Annotated in this window: 25 protein-coding genes; 7 read left to right on the top strand and 18 right to left on the bottom strand. The window is 44.7% G+C overall.

The annotated features are described in order from the left end of the window. Positions 1 to 33: 33 nt before the first annotated feature. The 7 genes from MHH60_RS18455 to MHH60_RS18425 form a co-directional block, all read right to left on the bottom strand. Positions 34 to 1,050, bottom strand: coding sequence for a LacI family DNA-binding transcriptional regulator (locus MHH60_RS18455; protein WP_076137385.1), 1,017 nt, complete (start codon positions 1,048 to 1,050; stop codon positions 34 to 36). A gap of 72 nt (positions 1,051 to 1,122) precedes the next feature. Next, positions 1,123 to 2,241: a hypothetical protein gene (locus MHH60_RS18450; RefSeq protein WP_076137387.1), complete on the bottom strand. Its 1,119-nt coding sequence runs from the start codon at positions 2,239 to 2,241 to the stop codon at positions 1,123 to 1,125. After that, positions 2,238 to 2,777: an RNA polymerase sigma factor gene (locus MHH60_RS18445; RefSeq protein WP_076105892.1), complete on the bottom strand. Its 540-nt coding sequence runs from the start codon at positions 2,775 to 2,777 to the stop codon at positions 2,238 to 2,240. The genes MHH60_RS18450 and MHH60_RS18445 overlap by 4 nt, the downstream gene beginning before the upstream one ends. A gap of 134 nt (positions 2,778 to 2,911) precedes the next feature. Beyond that, the gene (locus tag MHH60_RS18440; protein ID WP_232061441.1) at positions 2,912 to 4,975 is read right to left on the bottom strand and encodes a glycosyl hydrolase 115 family protein; all 2,064 of its coding nucleotides are present in this window, start codon (positions 4,973 to 4,975) and stop codon (positions 2,912 to 2,914) included. A gap of 903 nt (positions 4,976 to 5,878) precedes the next feature. Beyond that, positions 5,879 to 8,554 carry a ComEC/Rec2 family competence protein gene (locus tag MHH60_RS18435; protein WP_076137458.1) on the bottom strand — a complete coding sequence of 892 codons (2,676 nt, stop codon included), beginning with the start codon at positions 8,552 to 8,554 and terminating at the stop codon, positions 5,879 to 5,881. Positions 8,555 to 8,668: 114 nt separating this feature from the next. Further along, on the bottom strand, positions 8,669 to 9,187 hold the full coding sequence (locus MHH60_RS18430) for a deoxycytidylate deaminase (protein WP_076137388.1): 519 nt from the start codon (positions 9,185 to 9,187) through the stop codon (positions 8,669 to 8,671). 113 nt (positions 9,188 to 9,300) lie between these two features. Continuing rightward, positions 9,301 to 10,002, bottom strand: a complete 702-nt coding sequence (locus MHH60_RS18425; RefSeq protein WP_076137390.1) for a ComEA family DNA-binding protein — start codon at positions 10,000 to 10,002, stop codon at positions 9,301 to 9,303. Between the two features lie 187 nt (positions 10,003 to 10,189). Here MHH60_RS18425 and comER point away from each other — a divergent pair, with 187 nt between their 5' ends. Further along, on the top strand, positions 10,190 to 11,041 hold the full coding sequence (comER, locus tag MHH60_RS18420; protein ID WP_076137392.1) for a late competence protein ComER: 852 nt from the start codon (positions 10,190 to 10,192) through the stop codon (positions 11,039 to 11,041). A gap of 61 nt (positions 11,042 to 11,102) precedes the next feature. Here comER and leuS read toward each other — a convergent pair whose 3' ends face one another. The 6 genes from leuS to MHH60_RS18390 form a co-directional block, all read right to left on the bottom strand. After that, positions 11,103 to 13,553, bottom strand: coding sequence for a leucine--tRNA ligase (gene leuS, locus MHH60_RS18415; RefSeq protein ID WP_076129683.1), 2,451 nt, complete (start codon positions 13,551 to 13,553; stop codon positions 11,103 to 11,105). A gap of 524 nt (positions 13,554 to 14,077) precedes the next feature. Beyond that, positions 14,078 to 15,145 carry an AI-2E family transporter gene (locus MHH60_RS18410; protein WP_036677553.1) on the bottom strand — a complete coding sequence of 356 codons (1,068 nt, stop codon included), beginning with the start codon at positions 15,143 to 15,145 and terminating at the stop codon, positions 14,078 to 14,080. Positions 15,146 to 15,324: 179 nt separating this feature from the next. After that, positions 15,325 to 15,534: a hypothetical protein gene (locus MHH60_RS18405; protein ID WP_036677557.1), complete on the bottom strand. Its 210-nt coding sequence runs from the start codon at positions 15,532 to 15,534 to the stop codon at positions 15,325 to 15,327. Between the two features lie 14 nt (positions 15,535 to 15,548). After that, positions 15,549 to 16,070, bottom strand: coding sequence for a PRC-barrel domain-containing protein (locus tag MHH60_RS18400; protein WP_036677560.1), 522 nt, complete (start codon positions 16,068 to 16,070; stop codon positions 15,549 to 15,551). A 92-nt stretch (positions 16,071 to 16,162) separates the two neighbouring features. Next, positions 16,163 to 17,314 (bottom strand): cysteine desulfurase family protein, encoded by a 1,152-nt coding sequence (locus MHH60_RS18395; protein ID WP_076137394.1) that lies wholly within the window; start codon positions 17,312 to 17,314, stop codon positions 16,163 to 16,165. Positions 17,315 to 17,442: 128 nt separating this feature from the next. Beyond that, the gene (locus MHH60_RS18390; protein WP_076137396.1) at positions 17,443 to 17,898 is read right to left on the bottom strand and encodes a DUF523 domain-containing protein; all 456 of its coding nucleotides are present in this window, start codon (positions 17,896 to 17,898) and stop codon (positions 17,443 to 17,445) included. 155 nt (positions 17,899 to 18,053) lie between these two features. Between MHH60_RS18390 and MHH60_RS18385 the strand changes: the two genes are divergently transcribed. Next, positions 18,054 to 18,722, top strand: coding sequence for an SOS response-associated peptidase (locus tag MHH60_RS18385; protein WP_076137397.1), 669 nt, complete (start codon positions 18,054 to 18,056; stop codon positions 18,720 to 18,722). 114 nt (positions 18,723 to 18,836) lie between these two features. On the opposite strand, the gene MHH60_RS18380 is transcribed toward MHH60_RS18385, so the two are convergent. The 3 genes from MHH60_RS18380 to MHH60_RS18370 all read right to left on the bottom strand — a co-directional run bounded on the left by MHH60_RS18380 (position 18,837) and on the right by MHH60_RS18370 (position 21,700). Then, positions 18,837 to 19,895, bottom strand: a complete 1,059-nt coding sequence (locus MHH60_RS18380; protein WP_256715193.1) for a glycosyltransferase family 4 protein — start codon at positions 19,893 to 19,895, stop codon at positions 18,837 to 18,839. A 64-nt stretch (positions 19,896 to 19,959) separates the two neighbouring features. After that, the gene (locus MHH60_RS18375; protein ID WP_076137401.1) at positions 19,960 to 21,168 is read right to left on the bottom strand and encodes a glycosyltransferase family 2 protein; all 1,209 of its coding nucleotides are present in this window, start codon (positions 21,166 to 21,168) and stop codon (positions 19,960 to 19,962) included. Between the two features lie 157 nt (positions 21,169 to 21,325). Further along, complete coding sequence (locus tag MHH60_RS18370) at positions 21,326 to 21,700, bottom strand: hypothetical protein (protein ID WP_076137403.1); 375 nt, start codon at positions 21,698 to 21,700, stop codon at positions 21,326 to 21,328. A 224-nt stretch (positions 21,701 to 21,924) separates the two neighbouring features. Between MHH60_RS18370 and MHH60_RS18365 the strand changes: the two genes are divergently transcribed. After that, positions 21,925 to 22,368: a carboxymuconolactone decarboxylase family protein gene (locus MHH60_RS18365; RefSeq protein WP_076137406.1), complete on the top strand. Its 444-nt coding sequence runs from the start codon at positions 21,925 to 21,927 to the stop codon at positions 22,366 to 22,368. Between the two features lie 154 nt (positions 22,369 to 22,522). Here MHH60_RS18365 and MHH60_RS18360 read toward each other — a convergent pair whose 3' ends face one another. Beyond that, on the bottom strand, positions 22,523 to 22,975 hold the full coding sequence (locus MHH60_RS18360) for a MarR family winged helix-turn-helix transcriptional regulator (RefSeq protein ID WP_076105880.1): 453 nt from the start codon (positions 22,973 to 22,975) through the stop codon (positions 22,523 to 22,525). Positions 22,976 to 23,103: 128 nt separating this feature from the next. On the opposite strand from MHH60_RS18360, the gene MHH60_RS18355 reads away from it, so the two are divergent. Genes MHH60_RS18355 through MHH60_RS18345 form a run of 3 tightly spaced genes read left to right on the top strand, consistent with a single transcriptional unit; the run spans position 23,104 to position 24,691 of the window. Continuing rightward, positions 23,104 to 23,550 carry a GNAT family N-acetyltransferase gene (locus tag MHH60_RS18355; protein ID WP_076137408.1) on the top strand — a complete coding sequence of 149 codons (447 nt, stop codon included), beginning with the start codon at positions 23,104 to 23,106 and terminating at the stop codon, positions 23,548 to 23,550. Continuing rightward, positions 23,547 to 24,191: a YczE/YyaS/YitT family protein gene (locus tag MHH60_RS18350; protein WP_076137410.1), complete on the top strand. Its 645-nt coding sequence runs from the start codon at positions 23,547 to 23,549 to the stop codon at positions 24,189 to 24,191. Before MHH60_RS18355 ends, MHH60_RS18350 begins: the two co-directional genes overlap by 4 nt. A gap of 44 nt (positions 24,192 to 24,235) precedes the next feature. Continuing rightward, positions 24,236 to 24,691, top strand: coding sequence for a GNAT family N-acetyltransferase (locus tag MHH60_RS18345; protein WP_036677596.1), 456 nt, complete (start codon positions 24,236 to 24,238; stop codon positions 24,689 to 24,691). Between the two features lie 194 nt (positions 24,692 to 24,885). Here MHH60_RS18345 and cymR read toward each other — a convergent pair whose 3' ends face one another. Then, positions 24,886 to 25,305, bottom strand: a complete 420-nt coding sequence (gene cymR / locus MHH60_RS18340) for a cysteine metabolism transcriptional regulator CymR (protein ID WP_036677599.1) — start codon at positions 25,303 to 25,305, stop codon at positions 24,886 to 24,888. A 294-nt stretch (positions 25,306 to 25,599) separates the two neighbouring features. Here cymR and mnmA point away from each other — a divergent pair, with 294 nt between their 5' ends. Continuing rightward, positions 25,600 to 26,721: a tRNA 2-thiouridine(34) synthase MnmA gene (gene mnmA, locus MHH60_RS18335; protein ID WP_076137460.1), complete on the top strand. Its 1,122-nt coding sequence runs from the start codon at positions 25,600 to 25,602 to the stop codon at positions 26,719 to 26,721. Positions 26,722 to 26,902 lie beyond the last annotated feature (181 nt).

Genomic DNA, 26,902 nt, shown 5'->3' with positions numbered 1-26,902 from the left:
CTGCTGGGTACTCCCCCTTTTTATAGTTCAAACTTATTTGTAAGACTTCACCGACTGCCCTTGCTGCAAGGTCGGCGGGAAACGATATGTAATTGGAACAGAAGCTCCCTTATCCTCGATACAAGAGAGTATAATCTTGGCAGCCTGCATCCCCATCTCGTAAGCAGGCTGACTGATTGTCGTAATGACCGGATTATAAATTTGCGCGAATTCCGCATCATCTATCCCGATGACCGACAACTGTTCTGGAATAGAGATGGCATTTCGATTCGCATATTTTAGAATCTCCGCTAGTGTAATGTCGTTCGTAGCCAGCAGTGCAGTCGGCGGCTCCGGCAGTGCTAATAAGTGTTCCAGCCCCGTAGCTAATTCTTCTTTGGATACACTGCAAATATACTCCCCACGCAGCGTTATGCCCGCTTCTTCCATCGCTTTTTTGTAGCCACTTATCCGCTCTTTCCGAGGGGTAATCGCATGCTCCCCAATTGGGAGGGACACCAGAGCAATCCGCTCATGGCCTTGCTGAATTAGTTGCCCTACGCCTATCTTTGCCGCCATTTCATTGTCCAGCAATAGACTCTGCGTGGTGATTCCATCTACCAGGCGATCCATAAAGACTAACGGAAAATCAGCCTCTATCAGCTTACTATAGGCAGACGGGTTATTCCCTGTAGGAAAAATAATCAGCCCATCCACCTGACGAGCGATTAAGGTTTCTACATATTTGCTTTCTTTCTCCGCATTCTCATCTGCGTTGCATATGATCACTTGGATTCCGTGATGCTGCAGCTCATTCTCAATCGCCCGGATACATTGGATTGACAGTGTGTAGTCAATATTGGCTACAATGATCCCGACCATATGCGTCCGGTTCTGCTTTAGACTGCGCGCCAGACCATTTGGCTGATAATTAAGCTCCTCAATTACGGCCTCAATCCGGTTTTTCGTCGCTTCGCTCATATATTTAAAACGTTTGTTCAAAAATTGGGAGACCGTACTTTTCGAAACTCCCGCTTTTTGAGCCACATCATCAATCGTTAACTTCTTCATCGCTTCGGCTCCACTCTTCTCAAAAGAAAATACTTTATCAAAAAGTATAGCTTTTATTTAGTGAATTATCTACTAGGGAGTCTGACTGTAAAATTCCTGATACAGCTCATTTTGTCGCTCTTCTGATAAAAATGCCCAATCTTCATCTATCCACCCTGGTCCACCTTTCGTAAGAATATCTGCTTTACAAAGTTCCCCATTCATCTCATATTCCATGGTTAACGATTGTCCATCAATGTCTCTAAATCCAATGGTCGATGCAGGTGTTTGAATGCTTAAGGTCTCCATATCATAAAGCACTGTTTTGTCTCGGTATGTCTTATCTACCGGGTATTCTAGGTAACTAAATACGATCTGGTCATGCTCCTTATCCACTGCGATTATTGACTTATATTCTAATAGCTCCCAATCAAAGGACGTAAGCTCTTTCGGTACCACAGATTCTCCTGTCGCTGCTTTTTTAACATTTAGAATAAAAAATCTACCATTCTCCATAATGCCTGAACCTATAGTCTTCGTATAGGTAAATAGCAGAGCGTAATCGCCCGCTCCAAAAAATCCACTCAAATATTGATAAGTACTTGCCCCTCCTGCATAAAGAGGTAAAGTATAAATCCTAGTAGCTGAAGAAGCCGATAGCTCTGTCTGGTCCTTAGAGCTCAGATAAAGAGTGAACGGTTCTGTAGGATGTGTGTACTTTGGCTTCTTGTAGTCCACCATCGGGGGTGGCGGCGACCAAAGGATTCCCGCTGTTGTCTCAACGGCATACGCTTTACTCTTATCTCTGTTCATTGGCAAAGGCATATAGTATTTCTTACCGTTAATCTCAAATTCTACTGGACTTGTCGGAGGCTCTAACGCTTTATCATTAGTTGCAGGACTAGAAGAAGGCAGTATGCCTGCGCCTTGGGACTGAACGGATGACGAATGGACTGGTCCTGTGTTTTTCCATATGCCCATAGGGAAGGTAAGCGAACCTATCAACAAAATCGTAACCAGACTGGTCAACACCACATTTTTATTCATCCAATAACGTTTGTAACCTGAACTTTTATTCGCAGCAGCCTGTTCGATCCGCATCATTAACTCAGGCGTAAAACCATCTTCAATAAAAGGTCTTTTGCCTGCTTGCGCATACCAATCCGTCTGCCCGATCATCACTGGATTACTATCATCCTCGTTGCGTTTCATTCCCGCTCCTCCTTCTGGATAGCCTCTTTAACCTTCTCTCTCGCCCGCGCGAGCCGAGATTTCACGGTTCCTTGTGCTACATTCAGCAAATCTGACATTTCGGCAATGGATAATCCATGTTGAATATCTAGCACAAGCACCTCTCTGTTCTTCTCTGGAAGGGTCATTATAATTTCCCAGATACGGTTCGCATACTGATTGCCAAGAGCTTCTTTTTCCGCAGAAGGTGCATTAACAGTAGTAGGTTGATCACCCAAAGCTATGAATCTGCGCCAAAAGCTATTTTTGCTCCAACTGAAGGCCGTATTTCTGGTAATCGTAAGCAGCCAGGTTTTCATCGAAGATTGCCCCCGGTATTTCCCAACATTTTTATACGCCTTCAAAAATACTTCTTGGCTGATATCATTAGCCTGCTCTCGACTTCTAGTTAAGAAAAAAGCATAATTCCACACATCCGAGCCATACGCCTCCATCATTTCCCGCAAACTCATTGCGGGCGCGTACGCTGCTGTATATGGTATATCTTCGCTTAGCATATTTCGCCTCACCCCTTGCCTAATAAGACTTTCCAAACTTGAAAAAGTTCCCTCTAAAATAAAAAAATAGGTCATTCATTAAAAAACACCACCGATGAACGTTTAAGCGTTCACTAGTGGTGTGCGGATATTTTTTAAAGAGAGTTGAATTTCTCCTCCAGCCGCCGTGCAAGCTCATCGTCCGGTAACGGATTACGATGCGTATTTTCCAGATAGATATGCTTTTCGGTCTCGGGCATCAAATATTCCTTATACCATAGAAACATATCCGGACTATCCCCCTGAATCCGCAAAAATTTACGGGCCGTTTCTACGTGATCTATAGTGTTGGCTATATTGGTCAACCAATCAGCCCGATAAAAATGTTTCCACTGGCCGATCTCTGCCCGTAAAAGAGCCTGCTGTCCCTCCTTATAATCCCAAACCGCATGAGAAGCTTCGATAAACGCCTCTGGAAATCGCTCTTCTTGGTAACACATATACGCCTGGCAAAGAGAGGATAACCCTCTGCACCCGCTCCAATGCAGCTCAATTTGAACTAGCAATTGAACATGCAGCCTGTTTCGCTCTTTTTCGGGTAAAAGTTCCATCACCTCTTGGCACTGCTTTCGCAGCAGATACCAGACTAGTACAACTCGCTCAGCACGATCCCTGAACCATCGAACCTGCTCTACAAAAGGAACATCCCCTGCGGCCCAGCGCAGTCGCTCATCGCTTTCCATCTTATTTTGCAGCCAATGCCCTATAATCTGCCTTGCCGGATGATGATAGAATTCATCGCCTGCGCGGTCGTCAGCATTAGGACCATATACTATGGTGTTTTTGAAGTAGCTTTTGTACAATTGGACAATTCGCCCCTGCTGCGCTGTGTAGAAACGGTTAACGAAGGTCTGAAGCTGCTCATCAGCATCTGCTATTCCATCCATCCACAACTTTGCTGTCAGATCTAATGTATAGAGATGAGGCAAAATATTCCCTGAATTCACCAGCAGATATTCACTAGCCCCTGTCGCAAATGCACCCTGTAATTCCTCCACTATAAAGGACGGATCCGTTGGGAATTGTGTTAGATGATTGGAGGCCTGCAAGTCGTGGAAGGTGACGTGGTAATATACCCCGTTTTTGCCTTGATCTCCTGCCTCGGGTAGAGCAGGCACGCGCAGATTCAGATGGCCATGTCGTCGCGACACCATTTTGCCGTATCCGTTATCCGCCCATATTTTAATAACACCTTCTGGAACTTCGATCTTTCCCTGTTTATACAACTCCGCAATCTCTCCGTACATCGCCATACAGCAGACAGGCTGGTCTACATATTCACAGATCATATCGTATTGCTTGCGAACCACAAATGAGATCAAATCCCCCCGTTTCTCCGGAGTATCAAAAGAGGGATCATTCTCCCAAAAAGGTTTATCGCCCTGTCCGCGGAAGGAGAGCACCCAGAGTGTTTTTTCATCTTTTTGCCGCTCGATGGCTTCTCTCCACAGTTGTTCGAACAATTCTGGATATTCTTTATAGCTAGCCTGCTTGCCCGGAAAAGCACGTAGGAACATTTGCGCGCCAAGTGGCTCCGCATGATGATGTGTGATCCACAGTCCCATATCCACCGCAAGCTGATGATGAATTCCGTCTCTCGGCAAATCTGTACCAGGGATTACCATATTCCCACCACAGCGCAGCAGCGCTTCAAAAACAGGCTCCCATACCTCCGCCGTCGGAGGATAATCCTCCTTCCAGCCGATAAGACACACTTCATCATTCACGAACCAACCTCGGTAACGCACCTTTGGCTGAATGCTGTTGTAATCAGAAATAGGCAGATTGATCACATCTTTCTTAGCAGGAGGAAGCTCCGCCCAGAACCAGAAGGGATCTACACCAAGCACGTGGCGGCTATAATGAAGCATCCCATAAATAATGCCCAATTCATCACGGCCGATAATATGCAAGATCCGATCCTCTTCACCACCTGTAAAACGCAAACAAAAACCCTCCGCCCATTCCGGGCAGCCATCATCCTCAGTCGCATAACGAATAATTACAGTAGCTGCTGCTCCTTGTACCGGAGCTTTTCCGAACACCTGCTCATGATCCCTGGCGATCATCTGCCAAACATGTCCAATTGGATTACTGCGTTCCACTTGAACATCGTATACACTTTCCGCTGTGACTCTAAATTCTGCATATGTATTCACTATCGCTTCATCTCCTAATTCGCTACAAAACACGGAGCACACAAGCTTCTCACCACCGCACTTTGCAACATAGTTTAAGTAGGTATAGAGTTTGCCAGAATCTTCTATCTCTATTATAAAGCGTTTACATAGATTGTGCATGCGTACGCAATAATTACTGGAGGAGGACGACGGCTACTGGGGCTACTGGAGCTACTGGAGCTACTGGATTAGAGCAGTAGGTACAAGAAAGGACAATAGTTACTAAACAGAGACTGCAGTTACTGCGTTAGAGCACCTGCCGCTAGATAGGGAAAGGAGCTACTGCGTTAGAGCAGTAGGTGCTAGAAAGGACAACAGTTACTGCATTAGAGCAGTAGGTACTAGACAGCACAACAGTTACATACTTAGAGCAACTGGTGCTAGAAAGGACAATAGTTACATTATTAGTGCAGTTGGTGCTAGAACAGGGACAACAGTTACAGTATTAGAGCAGCTGGTGCTAGAACAAATGGACTGGGATCATCAGCAAGTAACAGGAACTTATGCGAAAGTTAGTATCGCTACAACGATAATATGTAACTGAGGCGCTTTGATATGTTCATATGGAGCGTTCAATTGCACTTTGTGCAACTAAAAAAGATCTTTCCAGCTCATAAAGTGATTTAGTTGCACTTCATGCAACTATTTCTGCTCCAAATTAGAGAAATAGACGTTTTACCAGATTTTAAGTGTACAAAGTGCAACTAAATGAAGATCCAGCTACTTTAAAGTACGATCTATTGCACAAAGTGCAACTAAACAAGGTTATAGGTTTTATAGTGGTGTAAAATACCACGAAAGGAGCTTAAAAGGAGCTTTATAGAGTCTGCGAAAATTAACATACACCACCCAGCACTCAATCACATTACTCTACTACCTTCCTTAATCCGCTCCCTCCGCCAACTTATGACGCACAATAATCCCGTCGGCCCGCACACGCATCTGGATCTCTCCCTGCTGATCCGTTCTAAAAATAGCAGCTTGATTAGCTTCCAAACGTTCCAATACTTCAGCTTTCGGATGACCATATAGATTATTTACTCCTGCAGAAATTACAGCAGCGGCTGGATGCCAGAACTGCAGCCAAGACTCGCCTGTTGAAGTTTTGCTCCCATGGTGGGCTACTTTTAAAACGTCAATGGAAGGTCCTGCGTTAATGCCCTTTTGCAGTGCTTGCTGCACAATCTCCTGCTCCGCTTCCAGATCCATATCTCCAGTAAACAGAAAATTTCTGCCGTTCATCTCTAGACGAAAAACTACAGAATCGTGGTTCTGATCCTCCAGCAGTGGGATGCTATTCAGCATAGAAGAACCTGACGCTGCTCCCTCTCTATCTTGTTCTTCCGGCCATAAAAAGGACAGCTCCGTCTTATCATCCGGGGAAAGCCTCATTCCCTGATGTACGGCATACAGTTGAACATTGTTCTCCAGCGCAGTCCGCATCATCTCCATATAAGATTCACGGTCAGCGAGTGTGCCATTAAAAAGCAATGTCGAGACCGGAATCGCCTCCATAACAGCTTGGAGTCCCCCGGCATGATCCTGATCCCCATGAGTCAAAATAATCGCGTCCAAACGGTGGATCCCACGTTTTTTAAGCAAAGGCACCAACACTTTAGCCCCTACCTCGAACGGGCTGCGGCGAATGCGCCATTCTTCTTTTTGCCCGAAATTTAACGTTCCTCCACCATCTACAAGAATATGAGCTCCTTTTGGTGTAGTGATGAGGATACTGTCGCCTTGCCCGATATCCAGGTAACTAATCGTCCCTTTACCCGCCTGACTTTCTGACTGATACCCCTTGTACAGCATTAGACCCAGTCCAACCGCTGATAGTAGAACAATCGCTCCGCTCCAACGTACGATCTTAGATTCATCCAAAAAATACTGTGCGCTCCCCGCTCCCCCAAACCCGCCATGCTTGTTCACAGGTAGACTAATCTCAGCTAACGGCCTCGTCTCATCCTCCATATACTGAGGTGTTGCGCGGGCTTCTACTCTTAGCTTGGCAGCATACAACAGCCCATACAACAAGACATAATACACTCCGATCCACAGCAGTGAAGGCGAGCGCCAAATCAGGACTCCGCCAGCAAAACCATTAATACATTCAACCGCATAAAAAGTAACGTTATTCAGCAGCTCCGTAATATGTGCCAAAAAAATCGCGGCATCTCCCCACAATCGTCCAAGCAGTAGCGCAAGCGTTCCTAACGGCAATACGATAAAAGTAATAAAGGGCACAAAAACCAGATTAGCCACTAAAGACAGCAGCGAAAATTGATTAAAATAATAAATCGTCAATGGAAATGAGACCAACTGGGCAACTAGAGTCACAGAGACGGCGCTTTTAAGCCAGCGTGGCAGTGCGCTCAGCAGAGGGTCCATAAGCGGAACGTAGACCATTAATCCTAAGGTCACCAGAAATGACAGCTGGAAGCTCACACTGAGCAGCATGTAAGGATTCCAAATCAGCATAACCAGTGCCGCTGCAGCCAAAATATTCAGTCCATCCTTCAGCATGCCAACTCGTGCAGCGAGCAATGCAATCATACTCATTAATCCCGCACGCACGATAGACGGACCCGCACCTGTCAACAGGACGTATACAGGAACGAGCACTAAGGTGACTGTTAGCGTAGTTTCTTTTGTCATCCGTAAGCGCCTGAATATAAACAAAAGAACACCAACATACACCGCAACATGCATGCCTGAAATGGCGAGGATATGTGTCAAACCAAGTTGTGAGAACTGCTTAAAGGTATCCGGATCGAGATCATCCTGCATCCCAATCACCAAACCCTTCATATATCCAGAATGGCGCGCTTGAAACAGCCGATCCGTCTCCGCTCCAAGCACTGCCCGCGCTTCATCATTCCAGCGTAAGATCATTAACGGATTCCATGAATCTGGAGCGGTTGCTTGCACATTCTCTGCCCCCTGCCCCTTTAGAAGCCAGTGAATCTTCTGCGTATGTAAATAGGCCCGATAATCAAACCCTCCGTAATTCCGCGCTGTCGCTGGCTCTTCAAGTACACCGTTTAGCGACACCTGATCCCCTCTGCGCCACTCCGCAGCAATAGCGATTTCTTGCTCGGCAAGTAGTTTGATCTGCACCATAATTAACTCCCCATGCACTCTTTTATCTTGTTCGTCCCGCGGATCAGGCGAAGCGGCATCTTCCTCAGTAATCAACGATAACTCTGAGAGCTTCATCGTAAAATCAACCCGGTCCCCGTCCCGTTCCACAACGGAAACAATCGTACCCTTAGCCTCCACGGCAGTCTCATTCAACTCCGACATTAATCTCCCCAACACTTCAGGCAGATGACTTACATTGCGGCCTTCATTCCATTCCCAATATCCAGCGGATAAAATAATCGCCAAACAAAATACCGCCAGCTGCTTCCAGCCTATGTTCACCCAAACCCTCATACTCACCAGTAAAATTAATAAACCAGCCCACGCTAACCACAATCTAAACCCTGAGCCTAAACACGCTGCTGCACTTCCAGCCACCCAACACACTGTAAAACCTAATAAGGGTCTCTCCTTCACGCCTCCATTCTCCTCCTTTCGCAAGATAAAAAAAAGAACCTCTGCATACGCCATAAAAGCGCACGAGAGGTTCTTCCTCAAGCCATCTTATTCAATTAGGGTTGTACAATACAGCTACTCCGCTACTTTAATCATCGTTTCACTTGGCGGCTCATAATTCTCCAATTGGCGAAAAACGATGCCTTTGGCAGCCATCATTGCTTCTACCTTTTCCATATCCTTACGGTAAGGACGATAATACACAATCTCCACAATACCGCTGTTAGCCAGCATATTTGCACAGGTCCAGCAAGGCTCATCCGTCACGTAGACGGTACTGCCTTCCCGGTCAATCCGGTCTGTGAATAGCAAAAGATTCTGTTCGGCATGAATCGTGCGAATGCAGCGCTGTTTCTTTACCATAGTCTCTACGCCATCCACGATCTCCATCTCATATTGCTCCGAGAGCATACAACCTGCCTCTGAGCAATCTGGTACGCCCATTGGCGCCCCGTTGTACGCGGTACCAAGCAGCTTCTTGCCTTGCACCAGTACAGCACCTACATGTCGTCGTGAGCAGCGTGAACGAGTTGAGACCATACAGGCAATGTCCATGAAATAAGTATCCCAGTCTTTACGATAGGCAGTAGTCATAATCAATCTCCATATCCTTCTAAATAGTTGTTAACTATTGTAGCACATCCCCGCAAGTTTTCACTAGGACAACGGTTGTGGCACTTCCAACGATCTTCATTTCTTATTTATCTTCAAAATATTACTAAAGCTTTTAACTTCTCCAGCATTTTAGGTCCTATCCCCTTTACCTTCCCCAGATCAGACAGGCTGCGAAAAGTACCCTCACGGTTGCGGTAATCCATAATTGCCTGAGCCTTCTTTTCTCCAATACCCGGAAGATCCATCAGCTCCTTAACACCCGCAGTATTCACATTTATTTTACCTTCCTGTGAAGCTGCTGATGCGGAAAGCTCAGTCACCTCCTTAGCCGCAACAACTTTGTCCCCTGCCGGCGTTTGCTTCCCTGCAATGTTTGGCGGTTGAACTTCTGCCCCTGCTGGTGTTTGGCCTTCTGCCATTGGCATTTGGTCCGCTCCTTCTGCTCTCTCCCCCGCAGCGGCTGTCGAAGCTTTTTCAGCTGCCGAAGTTTGGTCAGCTTGTTCTGCTTGCGCAGCCACCTTAACCTTCTCACCGTCTTTAGCATTCCCAGCAGCTTCACCCTGCCCTGCATCTTTCTCTAAATGCAGCTTATTTCCCTTCGTCTGATGACCTCCCTCACTGCCACCAGCAGCTGGAGCGTCACCAGACTCAGCGATTCCAACTGCTTGCTCCATACCAACATTCAAAGTCTCCCACCCGGCAATCCCGGAATCGCCTTTACTCCCTGCCGCCCATAAAAGCCCACTTCCTATTACAGCAGCAGCCACTCCGAGTACGATACTTCCTTTATTCATATTACTTTCCTCCTCACAAAAATTCTTCTTATGCCTTTTTGTGAATCTTCATACATTCCTGCGGCTGGAAACTCCTTTAATAATTCATACAAAACCTGTCATCTGTCCAAGTCTATCCTGCATACATATAACGAAGAGCATTCATGTCAGTTAGTAAATAAGCAACGCTAGAAAGGAGGAACCACAGGTGAAAGTTGGATTTATCGGAACAGGCAGCATGGGCAGCCTGCTGATTGACGCCTTTCTTTCTTCCGGAGCCCTGAATCCGTGCGATGTACTCGCCAGCAACCGCAGTCTGAATAAACTGCTGGAGCTGGAAGATCGTCATCCCGGCATAAACTTATGCGGAAGCAATAGTGAAACAGCGACTGGAAGTGACATTGTTTTTTTATGTGTAAAACCGCTGGAATTCAAAACCTTAACAAATGAGATCGGCCCTTATCTCCGCAGCGATCAAATCGTCGTATCCATTACAAGTCCCGTTCAATTGCAACATCTGGAATCCGCTTTGCCGTCCAAAATAGCCAAGATTATCCCCAGCATTACACACTGTGTCAAAAGTGGGACATCACTGTGCATATTTGGCAGCAGGCTTAATAAAGAAGACAGGCTTGTGCTGCTGCAGCTGTTGTCTTTCATAGGTGTTCCTTTGGAAATTCAAGAGGCCCATACCCGAATCGCTTCTGATTTCTCCAGCTGCGGACCTGCGTTCTTGAGCTATTTCATTGAACGCTGGATTGAAGCTGCGGTGGAAGTTACCGGGATTGAAGAGACGTTAATCAGCCGGCTTGCAGGTGAAATGCTGCTTGGAACAGGTAAGCTGCTAACAGAAGGAGAATTCACCCCGCAAGAGCTCCAAGAACGTGTCGCTGTCCGTGGTGGGATTACCGCAGAGGCACTGAACCATCTTCGCATTAGCCTTGAGGGCGTATTCGAACGTCTCATCATGACTACGCATGATAAATACGATGAGGATGTCACAAAGCTGGATGCGTTATTTGGGCATGACGGTATTACTCAAAGTCCCGTAGACCGTTAGAAAACAATAAAACCCGCAGCACGGAGTTCTCCGTTGCTGCGGGCAATATTGCGTTCTTCGCTTAACCCACTACGATATTTACAAGCTTGCCAGGAACCGCAATGATCTTGCGTACGGTTTTACCTTCTACTGCTGCACTCACATTCGGGAGTGACAACGCATGAGCTTGCATCTCTTCTTGACCCATATCCTGCGGGATCAATGCACGTTGTACGATTTTACCATTTACCTGAATAACGATTTCAACCTCAGCATCCACCGTCCATGCTTCATCATATGTTGGCCAAGCCACGTAGCTGATACTTCCTTCGTGACCGAGCAGCTGCCACAGCTCTTCGGCGATGTGAGGCGCCAGTGGTGACAACATTTGTACGAAGTGTTCAGCAGCTTCCTGGGACAAAGTTTCTTGCTTATAAGCATCGTTAATAAAAATCATCAACTGGCTAATTGAGGTATTGAAACGCAGATGCTCGAAATCATCAGTGACCTTCTTAATGGTCTTGTGCCAAGTGCGTTTGAACTCGTCAGTGCCACCGTCTGCTGTGATTTTAGTGCTCAGCTTACCATCTTCACTCACGAACAGGCGCCATACACGGGACAAGAAACGGTGAACTCCTTCTACACCCTTTTCATTCCAAGGTTTGGTTGCTTCCAGAGGACCCATAAACATTTCATAAACACGCAGCGTATCTGCACCAAAAGCTTCTACAATCTCATCAGGGTTGATGACATTTCCGCGTGATTTACTCATTTTTTCATTATTATTTCCAAGAATCATACCTTGGTTAACCAGCTTATGGAAAGGTTCTTTTGTTTCAACTACGCCGAGATCATAAAGCACCTTGTGCCAGAAACGTGCATAGAGCAAGTGAAGCACGGCATGCTCCGCTCCACCAATGTACAGATCTACTGGAAGCCATGCTTTTTGCTTCTCAGGGGAGCAAAGCTCTTGATCGTTTTTCGGATCAATATAACGCAGGTAATACCAGCAGCTGCCCGCCCATTGCGGCATGGTGTTCGTCTCGCGGCGAGCCTTCATGCCCGTCTCAGGATCGATAGTCTCCACCCACTCTGTTACATTCGCAAGTGGAGATTCCCCTGTACCCGAAGGTTTGATTGCCTCTACATCTGGCAGTACCAGCGGCAGCTGATCAACCGGAACAGTCTTCATTGTGCCGTCTTCCAAATGCAGAATTGGAATGGGCTCTCCCCAGTAGCGTTGACGGCTGAACAGCCAGTCACGCAGACGATAGGTTACTTTGCCTTTACCTACGCCCTTCTCTTCCAACCAAGCAATCATCTTCGCAATCGCTTCTTCATTCTTGAGTCCATTCAGGAAATCAGAATTGACATGCGGGCCATCTCCGGAATAAGCCTCTTCTTCAACGTTGCCGCCTTGAACGACTTCCACGATATTCAGGCCGAATTGTTTAGCAAATTCCCAGTCGCGAGTATCGTGACCCGGAACTGCCATAATTGCTCCCGTTCCGTAACCAGCAAGCACATAATCTGCAATCCAGATTGGCGCCTTCGCACCATTCACAGGATTAATTGCATATGCGCCTGTGAAGACACCGCTCTTCTCTTTCGCCAAATCCGTACGCTCCAGATCGCTCTTACGAGAAGCTTTTTCACGATATTCTGCCACAGCAGCACGCTGTGCTTCAGTTGTAATCACATCAACAAGCTCATGCTCTGGTGCCAATACGCAGTAACTTGCTCCGAACAGTGTATCTGGACGTGTAGTAAACACGGTCAGATTAGCTTCATGACCTTCAATGTTAAAGTTCACTTCTGCACCTGTTGATTTCCCGATCCAGTTGCGCTGCATATCCTTGATGCTTTCGGACCAATCCAGCTCTTCCAGATCCTCCAGCAAACGCTCAGCGTATTCTGTAATTCTCAGAATCCATTGACGCATCGGTTTGCGCACGACCGGGTGACCTCCGCGCTCACTTTTACCATCGATAACCTCTTCGTTGGCAAGTACCGTACCCAGTGCCTCACACCAGTTAACAGGTACTTCTGCTACATAAGCCAGGCCTTTGTTATACAACTGGATAAAAATCCATTGTGTCCATTTATAATAATCCGGATCTGTCGTGCTAATCTCGCGGTCCCAATCGTAGGAGAAACCCAGCGATTTGATCTGACGGCGGAAATTATCGATGTTCTTATCGGTAAAATCACGTGGATGCTGGCCGGTATCCATCGCATACTGCTCTGCCGGAAGTCCAAAAGCATCCCAGCCCATCGGATGCAATACGTTGAAACCGCGCATCCGTTTGTAGCGAGAAACGATATCCGTCGCTGTGTAACCCTCTGGATGACCTACATGCAGTCCTGCACCTGAAGGATACGGAAACATATCCAGTGCATAAAAATTGGGTTTTTCAGGATCTTCTCCTGTCTTAAAGCTTTTGTTCTCATCCCAGAATTTTTGCCATTTCGGCTCAATAGCCTGCGCCCGGTAACCAGTAGCCGGTATGCTATTTGTTTGATTGTCGCTCATTGTCTGCTCCTCCTTGGAGTGTTACTTCTTAGATTTCTTATTTCTTATTTCTTAACCAAGCATATACGCCCTCGGTGTCCTTATAAGGACGGTAAGCGTTTATGCGGGAAATATAAGACATGAAGTATTGCGTGAAACGTATACTCTCTTATATTTACAAAAAAACCTCCCATCCCTAGCGTATTATCGCTAGGGACGAGAGGTTATAATTCCCGTGGTACCACCCTAGTTAGCAGCTGAATATACTTTATTCTGCCACTCACTTTGCACCCTTTAGCGGGGGTGAGGCGACGGCGGTTCATTCATGACATCCATTATCTCTTATGGATATCCTGTAAACTTGCACCGTTACTCCGAGGTGAGTTCACTCTGTTCCGTTAACCGACTCGCACCTTAGTGCCGGCTCTCTGCAATAACGGTATAGAATTAATACTCCTCATCATCGAACAACTATATACTGAGTCATCAGTAATATTCCCCAACATTATATACAAAACTGTTATCAATAGTCAATGATTATCCCTTTATACAGGCTTTCGTTTGATTAAAAACGCCATAAAGTGTTGAATAACGACTTTTGCAGCTGCAAAGAACGGTACAGCAAGGATCAGTCCAATCATCCCTGCCAGTTCACCACCTACCAGCAATGCAAAGATAATAAGCAGCGGATGCAAATGTAGCGTCCTGCCTACTACCTGTGGAGAAATAATATTGCTCTCCACAATTTGGCATAAAGTGTTTACCACAGCAACCAGTAGAACTAGTCGAAAAGAGACGGTCGAAGCCATCACAATGGCAGGTGCAGCCCCTAGAAATGGACCCATATACGGAACAATATTAAACACTGCCACCACACTGGCGAACAGTAAGGCATAAGGCATTCCGACGATGGCATAGCCGATGTAGGCGAGCACACCTATAATGATGCAGACCAGAAATTGTCCGCGAATGTAATTGCCGAGCGCGGCATCAATATCTTTTAACAAAGTAACAATTGACTTGCGGCGTGCGCGGGGCAGACAAGAGACCACCGTCCGTTCAAATACGTCAAAATCCTTCAGGATATAGAACACCAGAAACGGCACGATAAAAGCATTGAACAGCAAGTTAATCGTTGTCCCTATGTTATCGAGAAAATGAGAAATCCCTTCGGCCAGACGATTCTCCAGTTGAAAAAACCAGTTGTTCATCCCCATTTCAACCCCAGGCGGTATTAGTCTTGTATTCATATGGCTCATCAGCCCCTGGGCTTGCAGTGTGATCTCAGGCAGATGTTCATTTAACTCTTCAAGCTGCTCAATAAACATCGGGATTAGGTTGATGGCGATCACAGTAATCGCCGTTAGAAACACTGCATATATAAGTAGAACAGCTACGCTACGCGGCATCTTCCGTCCGGCCAGCATACTAACCACGGGATTCAGCACATAGGAAATAATCATAGCTGCCAGAAATGGAGCGAGGATTGCCTTTAAGAATACAAAAATCCCCTGCAGCATCGGACGAAGCAACCAAACAAAATACAAAATGATCAGGGATAGCAGCACTCCGATCATCCAGCGGAACCATTTACTTTGGGACCATTGTTCCATGAGAGTACCCTCCTGCGGTAGAGCCTGGACTAGCTTCGTAAATAAGTATATGTATGGCCGCAGCAAAATAACCATCAAACACACAAAAAAGCGTCAATAACCTTGCAACTGATTTCAGCTGAAAGGAAATTGACGCTTAAGTACATAGAGCAGTCTTGCTTACATAGCAAGATTCATAGTTAAGAAGACGCATGAATTTGCGGGAAATCCTGAGTCATATCATCCCCGGAGAACAGGTCGTCTAGTGAGCTTAGTGTGCCGTCTTCTTCAACTTGATAAACCGACATTTTTTCGCCATTTACCGTCAATTCGATGAAACAGCCCCAGCAATAAAACTGGTGGGAACCGATCTTTCCGATATCTTTGGAGTTGCAGTTTGGACACTTCATATAATACATTCCACCTATCCGTTAACAATATTAATGGCTTTTTGTAGCCGTTCTTCGCTCATCGCAGGAACCATTAATGCATTCTCACCAATGGACATCTCGTCAGAACAAGGCAGCCATTTGCGGCCTTCGATCAAATCAGTGACAAGCCCGTCACTAATTTCCAGCGCTCCTATTGTGTTTCCCAACTTTTGGTCAAAATAAACATCAGATATTCGTCCGAGTATAGTTCCAGTTGTAGTTAGCACTTTCAAATCCTTAAGTTTGTTCTTTCCAAGTAGAAAAGTACAAGGTATATGATCGGCATCTATCTTATCAATCGACTCTTTACTACGAATCATGACAGCATCCTCGCCGTAGGCCACAATATCTTCCCATGCCACAAATTTCACATGGCCACCAAAAAAAGATTTGCTTTCCAGTTCAATACCCGTAATATTCCAGTTTGAATCGAGCAAAATATCGACAATTTTGCCGATTGCGTTACCCTCTTCAACTTCATATACAGCCAAGCCGATCAGATCTTGAAGTTTCATGGCTGCTCGGTCTCCTCACTTTGAGTGTAATTACGAGTTCTCAAAAAGTGAAAGCCCGAATGATCAGGATACCTATCATAGCCTAGAAGTAACTAGTCTCTGATACGCAGCCGATTCAGAATGGTTTCAACTTTTCGAGCAACGTACTCAATTTCTTCAGTAGTATTACCCAAACCCATGCTAAATCGAATCGCGGACCCTAAAATATTTTCTGGAAGTTCCATTGCTCTCAGAACATGGGATATTTCCAGTGATCCTGACGTGCAGGCTGAACCGCTTGCTGCCGCAATCCCGTCCATATCCAGGTTCATCAGCATAACATCTGTTCTAGCTCCCGGGAAGCTCAAATTCAGTATACTTGGCAAAAAATGCTCGGTATTGCCGTTAATCGAATAACTTTCCCGGCCAATCAGCGCATCCAGCTCTTCAAGTAGTCTATTGCGCAGGAGCTGGACTTTTTGTCGACGTTCTGATAGACCTGTAACTGCTATTTCAACAGCCTTGGCAAATCCAGCAGTACCTGCTAGATTTTCTGTTCCGGCTCGTCTGCCGCGTTCCTGAAGGCCACCGTGGAGTCTTGGATGCAGCGGTGCTCCACTCCGCACATAAAGGCCACCGATCCCCCCAGGTCCATTGATTTTGTGAGCTGTAAAGCTCATGTAATCTACCGGAAGCTCCCGCAGTGTGATCGGTAAGGCACCAAGAGCTTGTACAGCATCAACATGGAACAGAATTCCCCGCTCTCTGGCAAGCTGGCCAATTTCCTGAATCGGCTGAACCGTTCCTACCTCATTGTTGGCATACATTATACTGATTAGCACCGTGTCTTCCTGCACCGCTGCTTCTACGTCTGCAACGGATACTCGGCCTGTAGAATCGACAGGAAGATAAGTAACCTTAAAGCCTTCCTTCTCCAGCTCTTCGCAGGTATGTAGCACTGCATGATGCTCTATCGCAGAGGTGATAATATGATTGCCTTTCTGGGCAACAGCAGCAACAGCTCCATAGAGGGCTAGATTGTCGCTTTCGGTTCCGCCGCCAGTGAACACCCACTCTTCCGGCGAGCAGCCTAAAAAGGCGGCGATAGTATCGCGCGCCCCATTTAATATTTTCTTGGCTGAACGTCCGAACTGATGTACACTGGACGCATTTCCATATTGTTCTGTCATTATATTCAGCATGACCTTGGCCACCTCGGGATGAACCGGAGTTGATGCGGCGTGGTCCAAATAGATGGTTTTCATCATTCATTTCTCCACTTCTAGGGTATAGGACAATAGTTCGTTTTTAAGAACTATTAAATTATACCGCGCGAGAAGTTAGTTTTCCACAAACTAAAGAACACAATATTGTAATCAATTCCCTACATAGGCTAGGATAATGACAGCCAATTCTCTTCAGAGGTAACTTCTATGCCGTTTTTTCTAAGTAAAGCCGCAGTCACGCCGTTGCCAGCGATCTTCTTCCCTTTGAACTCTCCGTTATAAATCATGGTGCTGCCGCAAGAAGGACTGTTTTCCTTGAGGACTACCATCGTGGCTGAAACTTCTTGAGCTTTTTCAAGCGTAATATAGGCCCCTTTTAAATATAGTTCTGTTACATCTATGCCCGACCGGTCTACTACTTTTGCCGTTCCTGCAAGCACATCCTCACCGTCCCCGCCAACAATTTCAGCTGGCTCTCTAGGCGTAGAGAATCCCCCTAATAATTCCGGACACACAGCAATAGCTTGATTCTCATTCAAAAGCTTCTGAATTTTCCCATCCAAACAATCCGTACCATTATATCTTACCTTCATGCCAGCTAAACAAGAGCTTACCAAAATCACCTATATGCACCGCTTTCTTCATTCATTGTGCTTCGTTTATAATAAGATACAACCCTCGACAACCGTTCCTGCAAGAAATATTTCGAGCATAACATGCTGATTACAAGCTGTAAACAAATCTAGCCTCAAAAACGACCGAATGGGAAGTGTATAAAATGTGTGGACGATATACGATAACCGTCACCATGGAAGAGCTGATGGTCAGATATTTTGCTAATGATTCTACCATTATCCACTATGCACCAACATATAACGCAGCACCCATGCAGCAAATTCCGGCAGTCATTAACACCGGGTCCAGCAATAAACTTGGGGAACTGCGCTGGGGTCTGGTTCCTTCATGGGCCAAAGATGACAAAACCGGCAGTAAAATGATCAATGCCCGGGCAGAGTCACTCCTTGAGAAGCCTTCTTTCAAGCGATTAGTAAGCTCCCGCCGCTGCATCATCCCTTCTGATGGTTTCTATGAATGGAAGGCACAGGGCAGCAGTAAACAGCCCATGCGAATCGTGATGCGCGATGGGGGTATTTTTTCAATGGCCGGATTATATGATATTTGGATGGACCCTGAAGGTAATAAATTAAGTACCTGCACGATTATAACGACTACCCCAAATGAACTTATGGCTGAAATCCATAACCGTATGCCAGTTATTTTGAAGCCTGAGGATGAGCCTGAATGGCTAAGCCGGAACAATCAGGACGCAACTTCGTTAATAAAGCTTCTTAAACCCTATGATCAACATCAAATGAGAGCCTATCCGGTTTCCACTGCTGTGGGAAATGTCCGGAATAATTCGAAGGAATTAATCAATGAGATATAGAAAACAATATTATTCAAAATGGTAGGAATGATTGTCACCCTGTTATTGACACTAATTCTGACCTCGTTGTTAATCCATGAAAAAACATCTTAACCCTGCGGATTAACCGCAGAGTTAAGACCAGCGTCGCTCAATATGAATTCTGCGTCTCATCAATTGATGATACATCTGCAGAAATCTGTCCGCATACAGCTCGGAGGACAGGTTAGTCCGGATATGCCATTCCCCATTCATCCTGATTCTGGCCCGCAGTGCCGGATCATCCATCAAGGATAGAGCAGCATTCACAGCTTCATCCAGCTGCCCTCTAGTGTATATTTTTCCAGTGTGATTGTTAATGACGAGTCTTCGAACGCCGTCTGAATCTGTAGTAAGTACAGGACAACGGCACAACATCGCCTCAGCAACCGCGTATCCAAATCCTTCCAAAATCGAGGTCGAAAGAAGCAATCCTCCCGAATCACCAATAATGCTCATATAATCTGCCATTTGCTCATGTGGGATATTGGAATACGAAATTAGCCGTGAAGAAATCCCCGTCTCAGCTACAAATTGATTAAAGCTTTCTTTTTGCTCTGGATCAAACAACGTATCATCCTGAAAAATCCATAAATAAAGCTCGGGATGGATCGCCAGCAGCCTTTGCCCGATTTGCAGAAATTCCCGCCAATTCTTATTCGTTTGAATGCGTCCTACCCAACCGAGAATAGGGAAACTTTTCGCGGGATAATTGGTATATCCAAACTGATCGCAATCGATCGGATCATCAAAACAATATTGTGGAATGGTTGGAAATCCGCCTTTGAAAAGCGCCTGCAAATGGGTTGTTTCCGGATACAGTAGTGCATCAGTGAGCTTGTAAATACGCTCTGTAAAATTATTAACGACCTGCTCAGCTTCATCTAATGTACCTAAACCTTGCACTTCAAAAACAAGCGGTCCTTTATAACCAAACCCTCGAATCCGCTCTGCTAAGTTAATATCCGTACACACTACAATTAAATCAAAAGCTTCCCGAGCAAGCATTGCCTTGATCTCGTCATCACTATTGGTAATATGTGTTTGAATGTTACGGATATTCTGCTGTCCTTTTCCATGGTGTGTATACAGTAAATGGCACTCTACACCGCGAGCATATAAAGCTTGGCAGCGAACTCGGTTCAGAGTTTGCATACCACCACTCGGGTTATAAAAAGTGAACAAAATCTTCATCATGATCACTCATTCGCAAATTATTTTAGGTAAAAGAGGTCTTCAACAAATTATACAAATCTGCGCTGCGAAACAGCTCATTATAATAGTGGTCTTTAGTTGAGGGGACATGTCTGTGCCGAAATCCAATCAGGCTATGATCATCCGTATAGTAATTGGAGATCGTATCCCCACCCGTAGTAATCAAAGCTTCCAGCATGTACTCAATATCGAGCGCTCCTATAAAAACCTTTGGACCTAAAACTATCGTAAATGGGGTGGATAGCTGCTCAATAGCACTGCAAATCGCGTGTGACTCCACAGCTCCAGGCAGCCAAGCGAACGCTGTCGCAGGATGAGGTATGGTTTCCAATAGAGCTGATGGCTGACGTGTAGTTGATAAATCCAACACCCGGCATTCATAATTGCTATACGTTTGTTCGTACAGATTCTCTATCCTCGTTATTTCATCCGCACAAGCATTCACTACAGGATATAAAACGGTAATCATCGCCGGAATCCCTCTGCGAAACCGCGCCTGATGGCGGGTCAAATGATAGGCATATCTCCATCTACGATGATTTTCAACCGAATGTAACTGGGCAGATACACTAAAGGTAGAATCCACACGATAATTCACCAGTTCCACCGGTATAAAGCGAATCTCACAATGTTCAGCCAGTCTCAGCCAGTAATCATAATCCTCCACCGGTTCCATTCCATAAGCTCCAACAAGCTTCGCAATCTGTGTTTTGTACATAAAAGATACGCCAATGAGTGAATAATCCAGCAATCTCTCTTTGGGCTGTGACTGATAATTACGCTGCGTAGCCAATTGATGTTCGTTGTGAAGAAACTTTCCCTCGTTATCGATGCTTTGAAAAGAACTGTACACGATGCCTAACTCCTGAGGACCTCTAACTAGCGCCCCACGAAGGATTTCTAGGAAACGGGGTTCATAAACATTGTCGCTGGAAACCCAACTCAAATATTGAATACTGGGCTCACTAAACAAAAGATCAAAGCCAGTATTCAGTGCATGTGCTATACCCCTGTTCTGTGCGTAAGAGATAACCGTTACCCTCGGATCTTCGACTATAATGGATCTCACGAGCGGTTCCATATCTGGTGCTCCATCGATCACAACAACCAGCCGAAAATTGGTAAAAGATTGGTGCAGAACAGACTGCAGAGCTTGCCGCAGAAACTCCGGCTTTTGGGTATACACAGGCATAACTACCCCTACATCCGCCATGATTTTTACCTCTCTCTACATTGGAGTATAAAATCAGTATATTTTGATTCCTCTCATATGATTGTGTGAATGCCCTAAAATACTTTATTGCGCCTAAAAAAGCAGCAATCGCCCTATTTCTTTCAGCGACTGCTGCTTAATGGTCTAAACGTTACTATTATATAGGGATAGATAATGCGGTAATCTGCGTCAATTCAGATTGAAGCACTCGCTGATCAGTAACTAGATTTCCGAACTCGTCCAGCCCATACACGGAGGTAACTACTTCTGCCAAAGGAAAAGGACTACTAATTTGTACCTCATAAGCCAAATTGCCGCCAATGAAAAACTCTCTAATATCAGAACTCTTAGCAGGAACGTAATACCCTGTTACATAAATCGGGGTAAGAGCTGGCATCGAATATGGAACACCAAAAACTTCAACGATCATCATTGCACTCGCATTACTTGTGTTACGAACACTGACTACTACATTACTTGCTGCAGTACCTGTTGCTCTTGTATTTGTAATAAGGCCTGTTGTATAAGGCATTTCCTCACTCCTCCTCTTGGTTTCTATCAACTTATTCACCAGGAAGCCGATAGTTGTGAGGCAAGAGGACGGGGAAACTCGTGGAATAACCAATGCAGAGGTCATCGGGTGATTTCTGCCTTCTCACAAGCAAATAAACAAGTACAAACGTTCGCATATAAAGAATAATAGTGTTAAAATAAAGTTATACTATTCCTAAACTAAAGCCTAAGGAGTCTTGCCTAATGAGTCAAAGAGTTGCCTACAATGAAGTTGCACCTGAGGGTATGAAAATCATGATGGATATGGAGATGTACACCAAAAAATCTACAATTAATCGGACTACAAGAGAACTTATCAAAATCAGAGTTTCTCAAATTAACGGATGTGCTTTCTGCATAGATATGCATACATCTGAAGCTCGTAAAATGGGTGAAACCGAACAACGAATTTATTGTTTAAATGTTTGGGAGGAATGTACTTTTTATACATCTGAAGAGAAGGTTGCTCTCGAACTAGCTGAGCATATTACGCTGATCCCTTCCAAAAGAGTTCCGGATGAGCTATATAAACAAGTACGTGAACATTACGATGAGAAACAATATGTTGATCTTGTGCTGATTATTAATCAAATCAACAGTTGGAACAGAATTTCTATTGCAATGGGAAATACACCTGCAGAGCAATAATTAACCTTAATGAACACTTTAGGGTGTTCTTTTTTTATTCTCCGCTCGCACAATTCCACGGCTCCGTTTTCATTAAAATGCCCTGCCAGTATATCACTAGCAAGGCATTTTTTTATGCGATCGTGTTGGGTTAGTTCAATAACAATTGCTGATTTTAGTACTCTCTTTTATTTCCCTTCTTTACGTATTCCCACTCAACCTCAACATTTTTCCTAACTCTTTGCAAAAGTTGAAACAAGACTTCCGTTTCTTTTTCAGATAATCCTGCTAATGCAACCAAGTCGGTATGGTCCCCTTCTCTCTTCAGAAAAGAGTAGGCTTGTTTACCTTTTTCAGTTGTGAATAACCTTTTTATTTTTTTGTTTGTTTCATCGTCTTTCTTTTCAATAAAACCTTGGATTTCAAGCTTCTGAATCGCACGCGCTGCTGTTGTTCGGTCCACCTTTATCATTTCCGACAGCTTTTCTTGAATAATGCCCGGATTCTCATATATCCGGACCAGATATAAATACTGCCCCTTTGTAAGCTCTAATTCCTTGAACTCTATATTACTTATGGAATCTAATGCCCTCGCTATCATTCCAACTTCACGAAGGATCTCCTTCATTCAATCACCTGCCAGTTCCAATAATGTTGTATTTACAACAATATTGATTGTATATATACTAATAATTGTCGTTAATTCATTATGACGTTTTTCCTAAAAAAAACAAATACAGAATGGAGTAAGCAAGAATGAATCTTAAAAGAATTACACTAATCGAGGAACTTGAAGCTGCATTTTCAATCAGAAAAAAAGTATTTGTTGAGGAACAAGGCGTACCCCTTAATGATGAATTTGATGAATTCGATACACTGAATGGAGAATGTGAACATGTCCTGGCCTATTATGATGGGCAACCAGTTGCCACAGGAAGGATCCGCGTTCTTGATGGTATGGGTAAGTTAGAGCGTATTTGCATCCTAGAACCTTACCGTAAATTTGGAATTGGGAAAAAAATTATTTCCGCATTGGAAGAGATCGTGGTTGAAAAGGGATATCAAAAGGCTAAATTGCACGGGCAAACTCAGGCAGAGGGCTTCTATAAGAAACTTGGTTATCGGGCTTCATCTACTGAATTTATGGAGGATGGCATCCCTCATCTTTTAATGACTAAAGATCTTTCTGCTTCAAAAGAATGAAGAAGGTTAGTGTAACTACGTTTTCCATTTTCACTTGCGGAATTTTCATCTTAACCCTAGGCGTTTCACTAACAATAATCTCTGACCTTGGAGCTTCTCCTTTTGATGCACTTTTAGTCGGGCTATCCAAAAATGTCGGTCTTACAGTAGGCAGTTGGGAAGTGCTGATCGCATGCCTGTTGATTGGATGTAATTCATGTTTATCCAAGCAAAGACCGGAATTATTAGGGCTGGTAACTGCATTCATAGCAGGCATAGGTATCGATATGTGGCTTTTTTTGTTTAACCATCTGATCGAGCCTAATCTGTGGATCAGTAAAATTGCTTTTTATGGTTTAGGCTTAATCGCAATTGGATTAGGTACATCCATTTATTTATACGCAAATTTCGCACCGATTCCAGTGGACCGGCTAACATTAGTACTGCAAACGATAACTAAGCTTAGTATACTATTTACTAGAACAATCATTTATCTTGTTTTCTTATTTGCCGCTATTATTTTCAATGGGCCCATTGGGATTGGCACTCTACTTACCATTTGTTTAGGCGGCTTAATTCTTAATTACTTTATGCCCCTTACACAGAAAGCCTTGGACCGATTGCTACAACTTACAACAGCGAACTCCGCTAAAGAAACCTGATATATATACAACAAACCATAATCTTATCAATGGGAGTGAATAATATGGAGATTAGAATCGATAACTTAACCGGAACCGAAATCATAGCATTGATCAGTGAACATCTTCAGAGCATGTTTGAGCAATCTCCACCAGAGAGTGTGCATGCATTGAATTTAGATAAATTAAAAACACCTGAAATCACCTTTTGGAGTGCCTGGGAGCAGGGCGAACTCTTAGGTTGTGGTGCTCTTAAAGACCTGGGTAGCCATCATGGTGAAATCAAATCCATGCGTACTTCTACCAAGCATCTTAGGAAGGGCATTGCATCTAAAATGCTTGCCCATATCATTAAAGAAGCTAAGCAACAAGGCTATCGGCGTCTGAGCTTGGAAACCGGATCCACTGAAGGGTTCGAAGCGGCTAGAAAATTATATGAACAATATGGTTTTGAATACTGTAGTCCGTTTGCAGATTACATTGAAGACCCCTATAGTGTTTTTATGACGAAAGAATTATAAGTACTGTGGAGGTGCTAACTTAACTACTAACCAATGGATACCGATTCTCGCAGCGTTCATCGGAGCCTTTTGCCGCTGGATCGCGCACCTTAATAAACGTAAGAACAAATAGAATCACAGATAAAAAAAAAGACTCCCAAATGGGAGCCTAAACGTTGATTCATAATACTGTTGAGTTATCTTTCATTGGAGATCTAAATATAAAACATGTAATTATCGGCCAAACTCTCTTCTTTGTAGTTAATCAAGTCATAAAGTGTTGTGGAGTCCAGCACATCGGCAATGCTGTCGCGAATACGCAACCATAAATCCCGTTTCGCTGCATCGTCCTCTTCCGTGAAATCTACAGGAGAGATTGGGCCCTCCAGCACACGGATGATATCACCGGCAGTGATAGCGTTCGCCTCACGCGACAAAATGTAACCGCCATATGCTCCACGAATACTTTTTACAAGCCCTGCATTGCGCAGAGGAGCAATTAGTTGCTCCAGATAATGCTCGGAAAGACCATTTTTCTCAGCGATACTCTTAAGTGAAGTTGGTCCTTCACCAAATTTCAGTGCAAGCTCCATCATAATTGTTAGTCCGTAACGACCTTTAGTTGATATTTTCAAAGGGGCACCTCTTTCAGTTTAATGTCTGATTATTGTATACTATTGATTCGGCAAGTCATTTGGATTGTCATATCAAGGTATTCCGATAATTACTCTCAGTTTATGTTATCATATCCGAAGTCACAAATGAAATGGTAAACGAAACATTTTACGAGAATGTTCACCCCAGGTGGACATTTTGTTGTTTCCAGTCTCTTATTTCAGAGGTTTAGAGTAGACAGGTATGTTATAATACATTTTGAGCCGGGTGTTCCATGAATGACCGGTATTTTGGGTACAGAAATGGTGATTACGATGACAAAAGCAAAACAAGACACCCGTGTCGTCGTCGGCATGTCCGGAGGGGTCGATTCCTCCGTCACGGCGCTTCTGCTCAAGCAGCAGGGCTATGACGTCATCGGCATCTTCATGAAGAACTGGGACGATACCGACGAATTCGGAGTATGTACGGCCGAAAGCGATGCAGAGGATGTTCGCCGCGTATGCGAGCAGATTGATATTCCTTACTATACCGTTAATTTCGAGAAGGAATACTTTGATAAGGTATTTTCTTATTTTCTCGATGAATATAAGGCCGGCCGGACGCCAAATCCTGACGTCATGTGCAACCGCGAGATTAAGTTTGGAGAATTTTTGAACAAAGCCCTTCAGCTTGGTGCCGATTATGTCGCAACTGGACATTACGCACGTGTTATAGAAGAAGATGGTGTGTACAAGCTGCTCCGCGGCGTAGACAACAATAAGGATCAGACCTATTTCCTGAATGCACTGGGACAACATCAACTCTCTAAAGCAATGTTCCCTATTGGACATCTGCCGAAACCTGAAGTGCGGAGAATTGCTGAAGAAGCAGGACTTTACACGGCCAAGAAAAAAGATAGCACAGGCGTCTGCTTTATCGGCGAGCGCAACTTCCGCGAATTCCTCAGCCAATATCTCCCGGCACAAGCTGGCGATATGGTTGACATAGTAACTGGAGAGATTAAAGGCCGCCACGACGGACTTATGTATTACACGTTAGGCCAACGCCAAGGGCTTGGTATTGGTGGCTCTGGCAACGGCGAACCGTGGTTTGTAGCTGAGAAAGACCTTAGCCGCAACATTCTTTATGTAGTACAAGGAGACAAACACCACAGCCTGTACTCCACTAGCCTGATTGCTTCCGGTGTTAACTGGATTGACGGGCAAGCGCTTGGGCAAGAGCCGCTGAAATGCACCGCTAAATTCCGGTATCGCCAGCCAGATCAAGGCGTGACCCTTACAGCGCGTGAAGATGGAACAATAAATGTAGCCTTTGATGTTCCACAAAAAGCGATCACACCTGGTCAAGCCGTTGTCTTCTATCTCGGCGAGCAATGTCTCGGCGGCGGAACGATAGAATACGCGGAGAAGGTTGTTCCTTCAGCACAAGTGTGAATGTAAACCAAGCTTCTATAAAAGCTTGATCTACAAGTAGTCTTAGTAACTCCCAATATCTAACAAACGTACCAAAGCACGAAATAGTTGTAGTTAATACAGCTATTTCGTGCTTTTTTATTTCTTTTTGGATTTTAGTTGTATATTGTACAGTTAAACTGAGCTTATATCTCAATAAGTA

This window comes from Paenibacillus sp. FSL H7-0716, from assembly GCF_038002705.1.
In the GTDB taxonomy this organism is placed as follows: Bacteria; Bacillota; Bacilli; order Paenibacillales; family Paenibacillaceae; genus Paenibacillus_AQ; species Paenibacillus_AQ odorifer.
The sequence above is the reverse complement of the archived record's forward strand: the minus strand, read 5'-3'. Positions and strand labels throughout refer to the sequence as shown.

Excerpts from the sequence above, each read along its gene's own strand:
- MHH60_RS18455 (WP_076137385.1), bottom strand. The coding sequence starts at position 1,050 with ATGAAGAAGTTAACGATTGATGATGTGGCTCAAAAAGCGGGAGTTTCG.
- MHH60_RS18450 (WP_076137387.1), bottom strand. The coding sequence starts at position 2,241 with ATGAAACGCAACGAGGATGATAGTAATCCAGTGATGATCGGGCAGACG.
- MHH60_RS18445 (WP_076105892.1), bottom strand. The coding sequence starts at position 2,777 with ATGCTAAGCGAAGATATACCATATACAGCAGCGTACGCGCCCGCAATG.
- MHH60_RS18430 (WP_076137388.1), bottom strand. The coding sequence starts at position 9,187 with ATGACTACTGCCTATCGTAAAGACTGGGATACTTATTTCATGGACATT.
- MHH60_RS18425 (WP_076137390.1), bottom strand. The coding sequence starts at position 10,002 with ATGAATAAAGGAAGTATCGTACTCGGAGTGGCTGCTGCTGTAATAGGA.
- leuS (WP_076129683.1), bottom strand. The coding sequence starts at position 13,553 with ATGAGCGACAATCAAACAAATAGCATACCGGCTACTGGTTACCGGGCG.
- MHH60_RS18410 (WP_036677553.1), bottom strand. The coding sequence starts at position 15,145 with ATGGAACAATGGTCCCAAAGTAAATGGTTCCGCTGGATGATCGGAGTG.
- MHH60_RS18405 (WP_036677557.1), bottom strand. The coding sequence starts at position 15,534 with ATGAAGTGTCCAAACTGCAACTCCAAAGATATCGGAAAGATCGGTTCC.
- MHH60_RS18400 (WP_036677560.1), bottom strand. The coding sequence starts at position 16,070 with ATGAAACTTCAAGATCTGATCGGCTTGGCTGTATATGAAGTTGAAGAG.
- MHH60_RS18395 (WP_076137394.1), bottom strand. The coding sequence starts at position 17,314 with ATGAAAACCATCTATTTGGACCACGCCGCATCAACTCCGGTTCATCCC.
- MHH60_RS18385 (WP_076137397.1), top strand. The coding sequence starts at position 18,054 with ATGTGTGGACGATATACGATAACCGTCACCATGGAAGAGCTGATGGTC.
- MHH60_RS18380 (WP_256715193.1), bottom strand. The coding sequence starts at position 19,895 with ATGCAAACTCTGAACCGAGTTCGCTGCCAAGCTTTATATGCTCGCGGT.
- MHH60_RS18375 (WP_076137401.1), bottom strand. The coding sequence starts at position 21,168 with ATGGCGGATGTAGGGGTAGTTATGCCTGTGTATACCCAAAAGCCGGAG.
- MHH60_RS18370 (WP_076137403.1), bottom strand. The coding sequence starts at position 21,700 with ATGCCTTATACAACAGGCCTTATTACAAATACAAGAGCAACAGGTACT.
- MHH60_RS18365 (WP_076137406.1), top strand. The coding sequence starts at position 21,925 with ATGAGTCAAAGAGTTGCCTACAATGAAGTTGCACCTGAGGGTATGAAA.
- MHH60_RS18360 (WP_076105880.1), bottom strand. The coding sequence starts at position 22,975 with ATGAAGGAGATCCTTCGTGAAGTTGGAATGATAGCGAGGGCATTAGAT.
- MHH60_RS18355 (WP_076137408.1), top strand. The coding sequence starts at position 23,104 with ATGAATCTTAAAAGAATTACACTAATCGAGGAACTTGAAGCTGCATTT.
- MHH60_RS18350 (WP_076137410.1), top strand. The coding sequence starts at position 23,547 with ATGAAGAAGGTTAGTGTAACTACGTTTTCCATTTTCACTTGCGGAATT.
- MHH60_RS18345 (WP_036677596.1), top strand. The coding sequence starts at position 24,236 with ATGGAGATTAGAATCGATAACTTAACCGGAACCGAAATCATAGCATTG.
- mnmA (WP_076137460.1), top strand. The coding sequence starts at position 25,600 with ATGACAAAAGCAAAACAAGACACCCGTGTCGTCGTCGGCATGTCCGGA.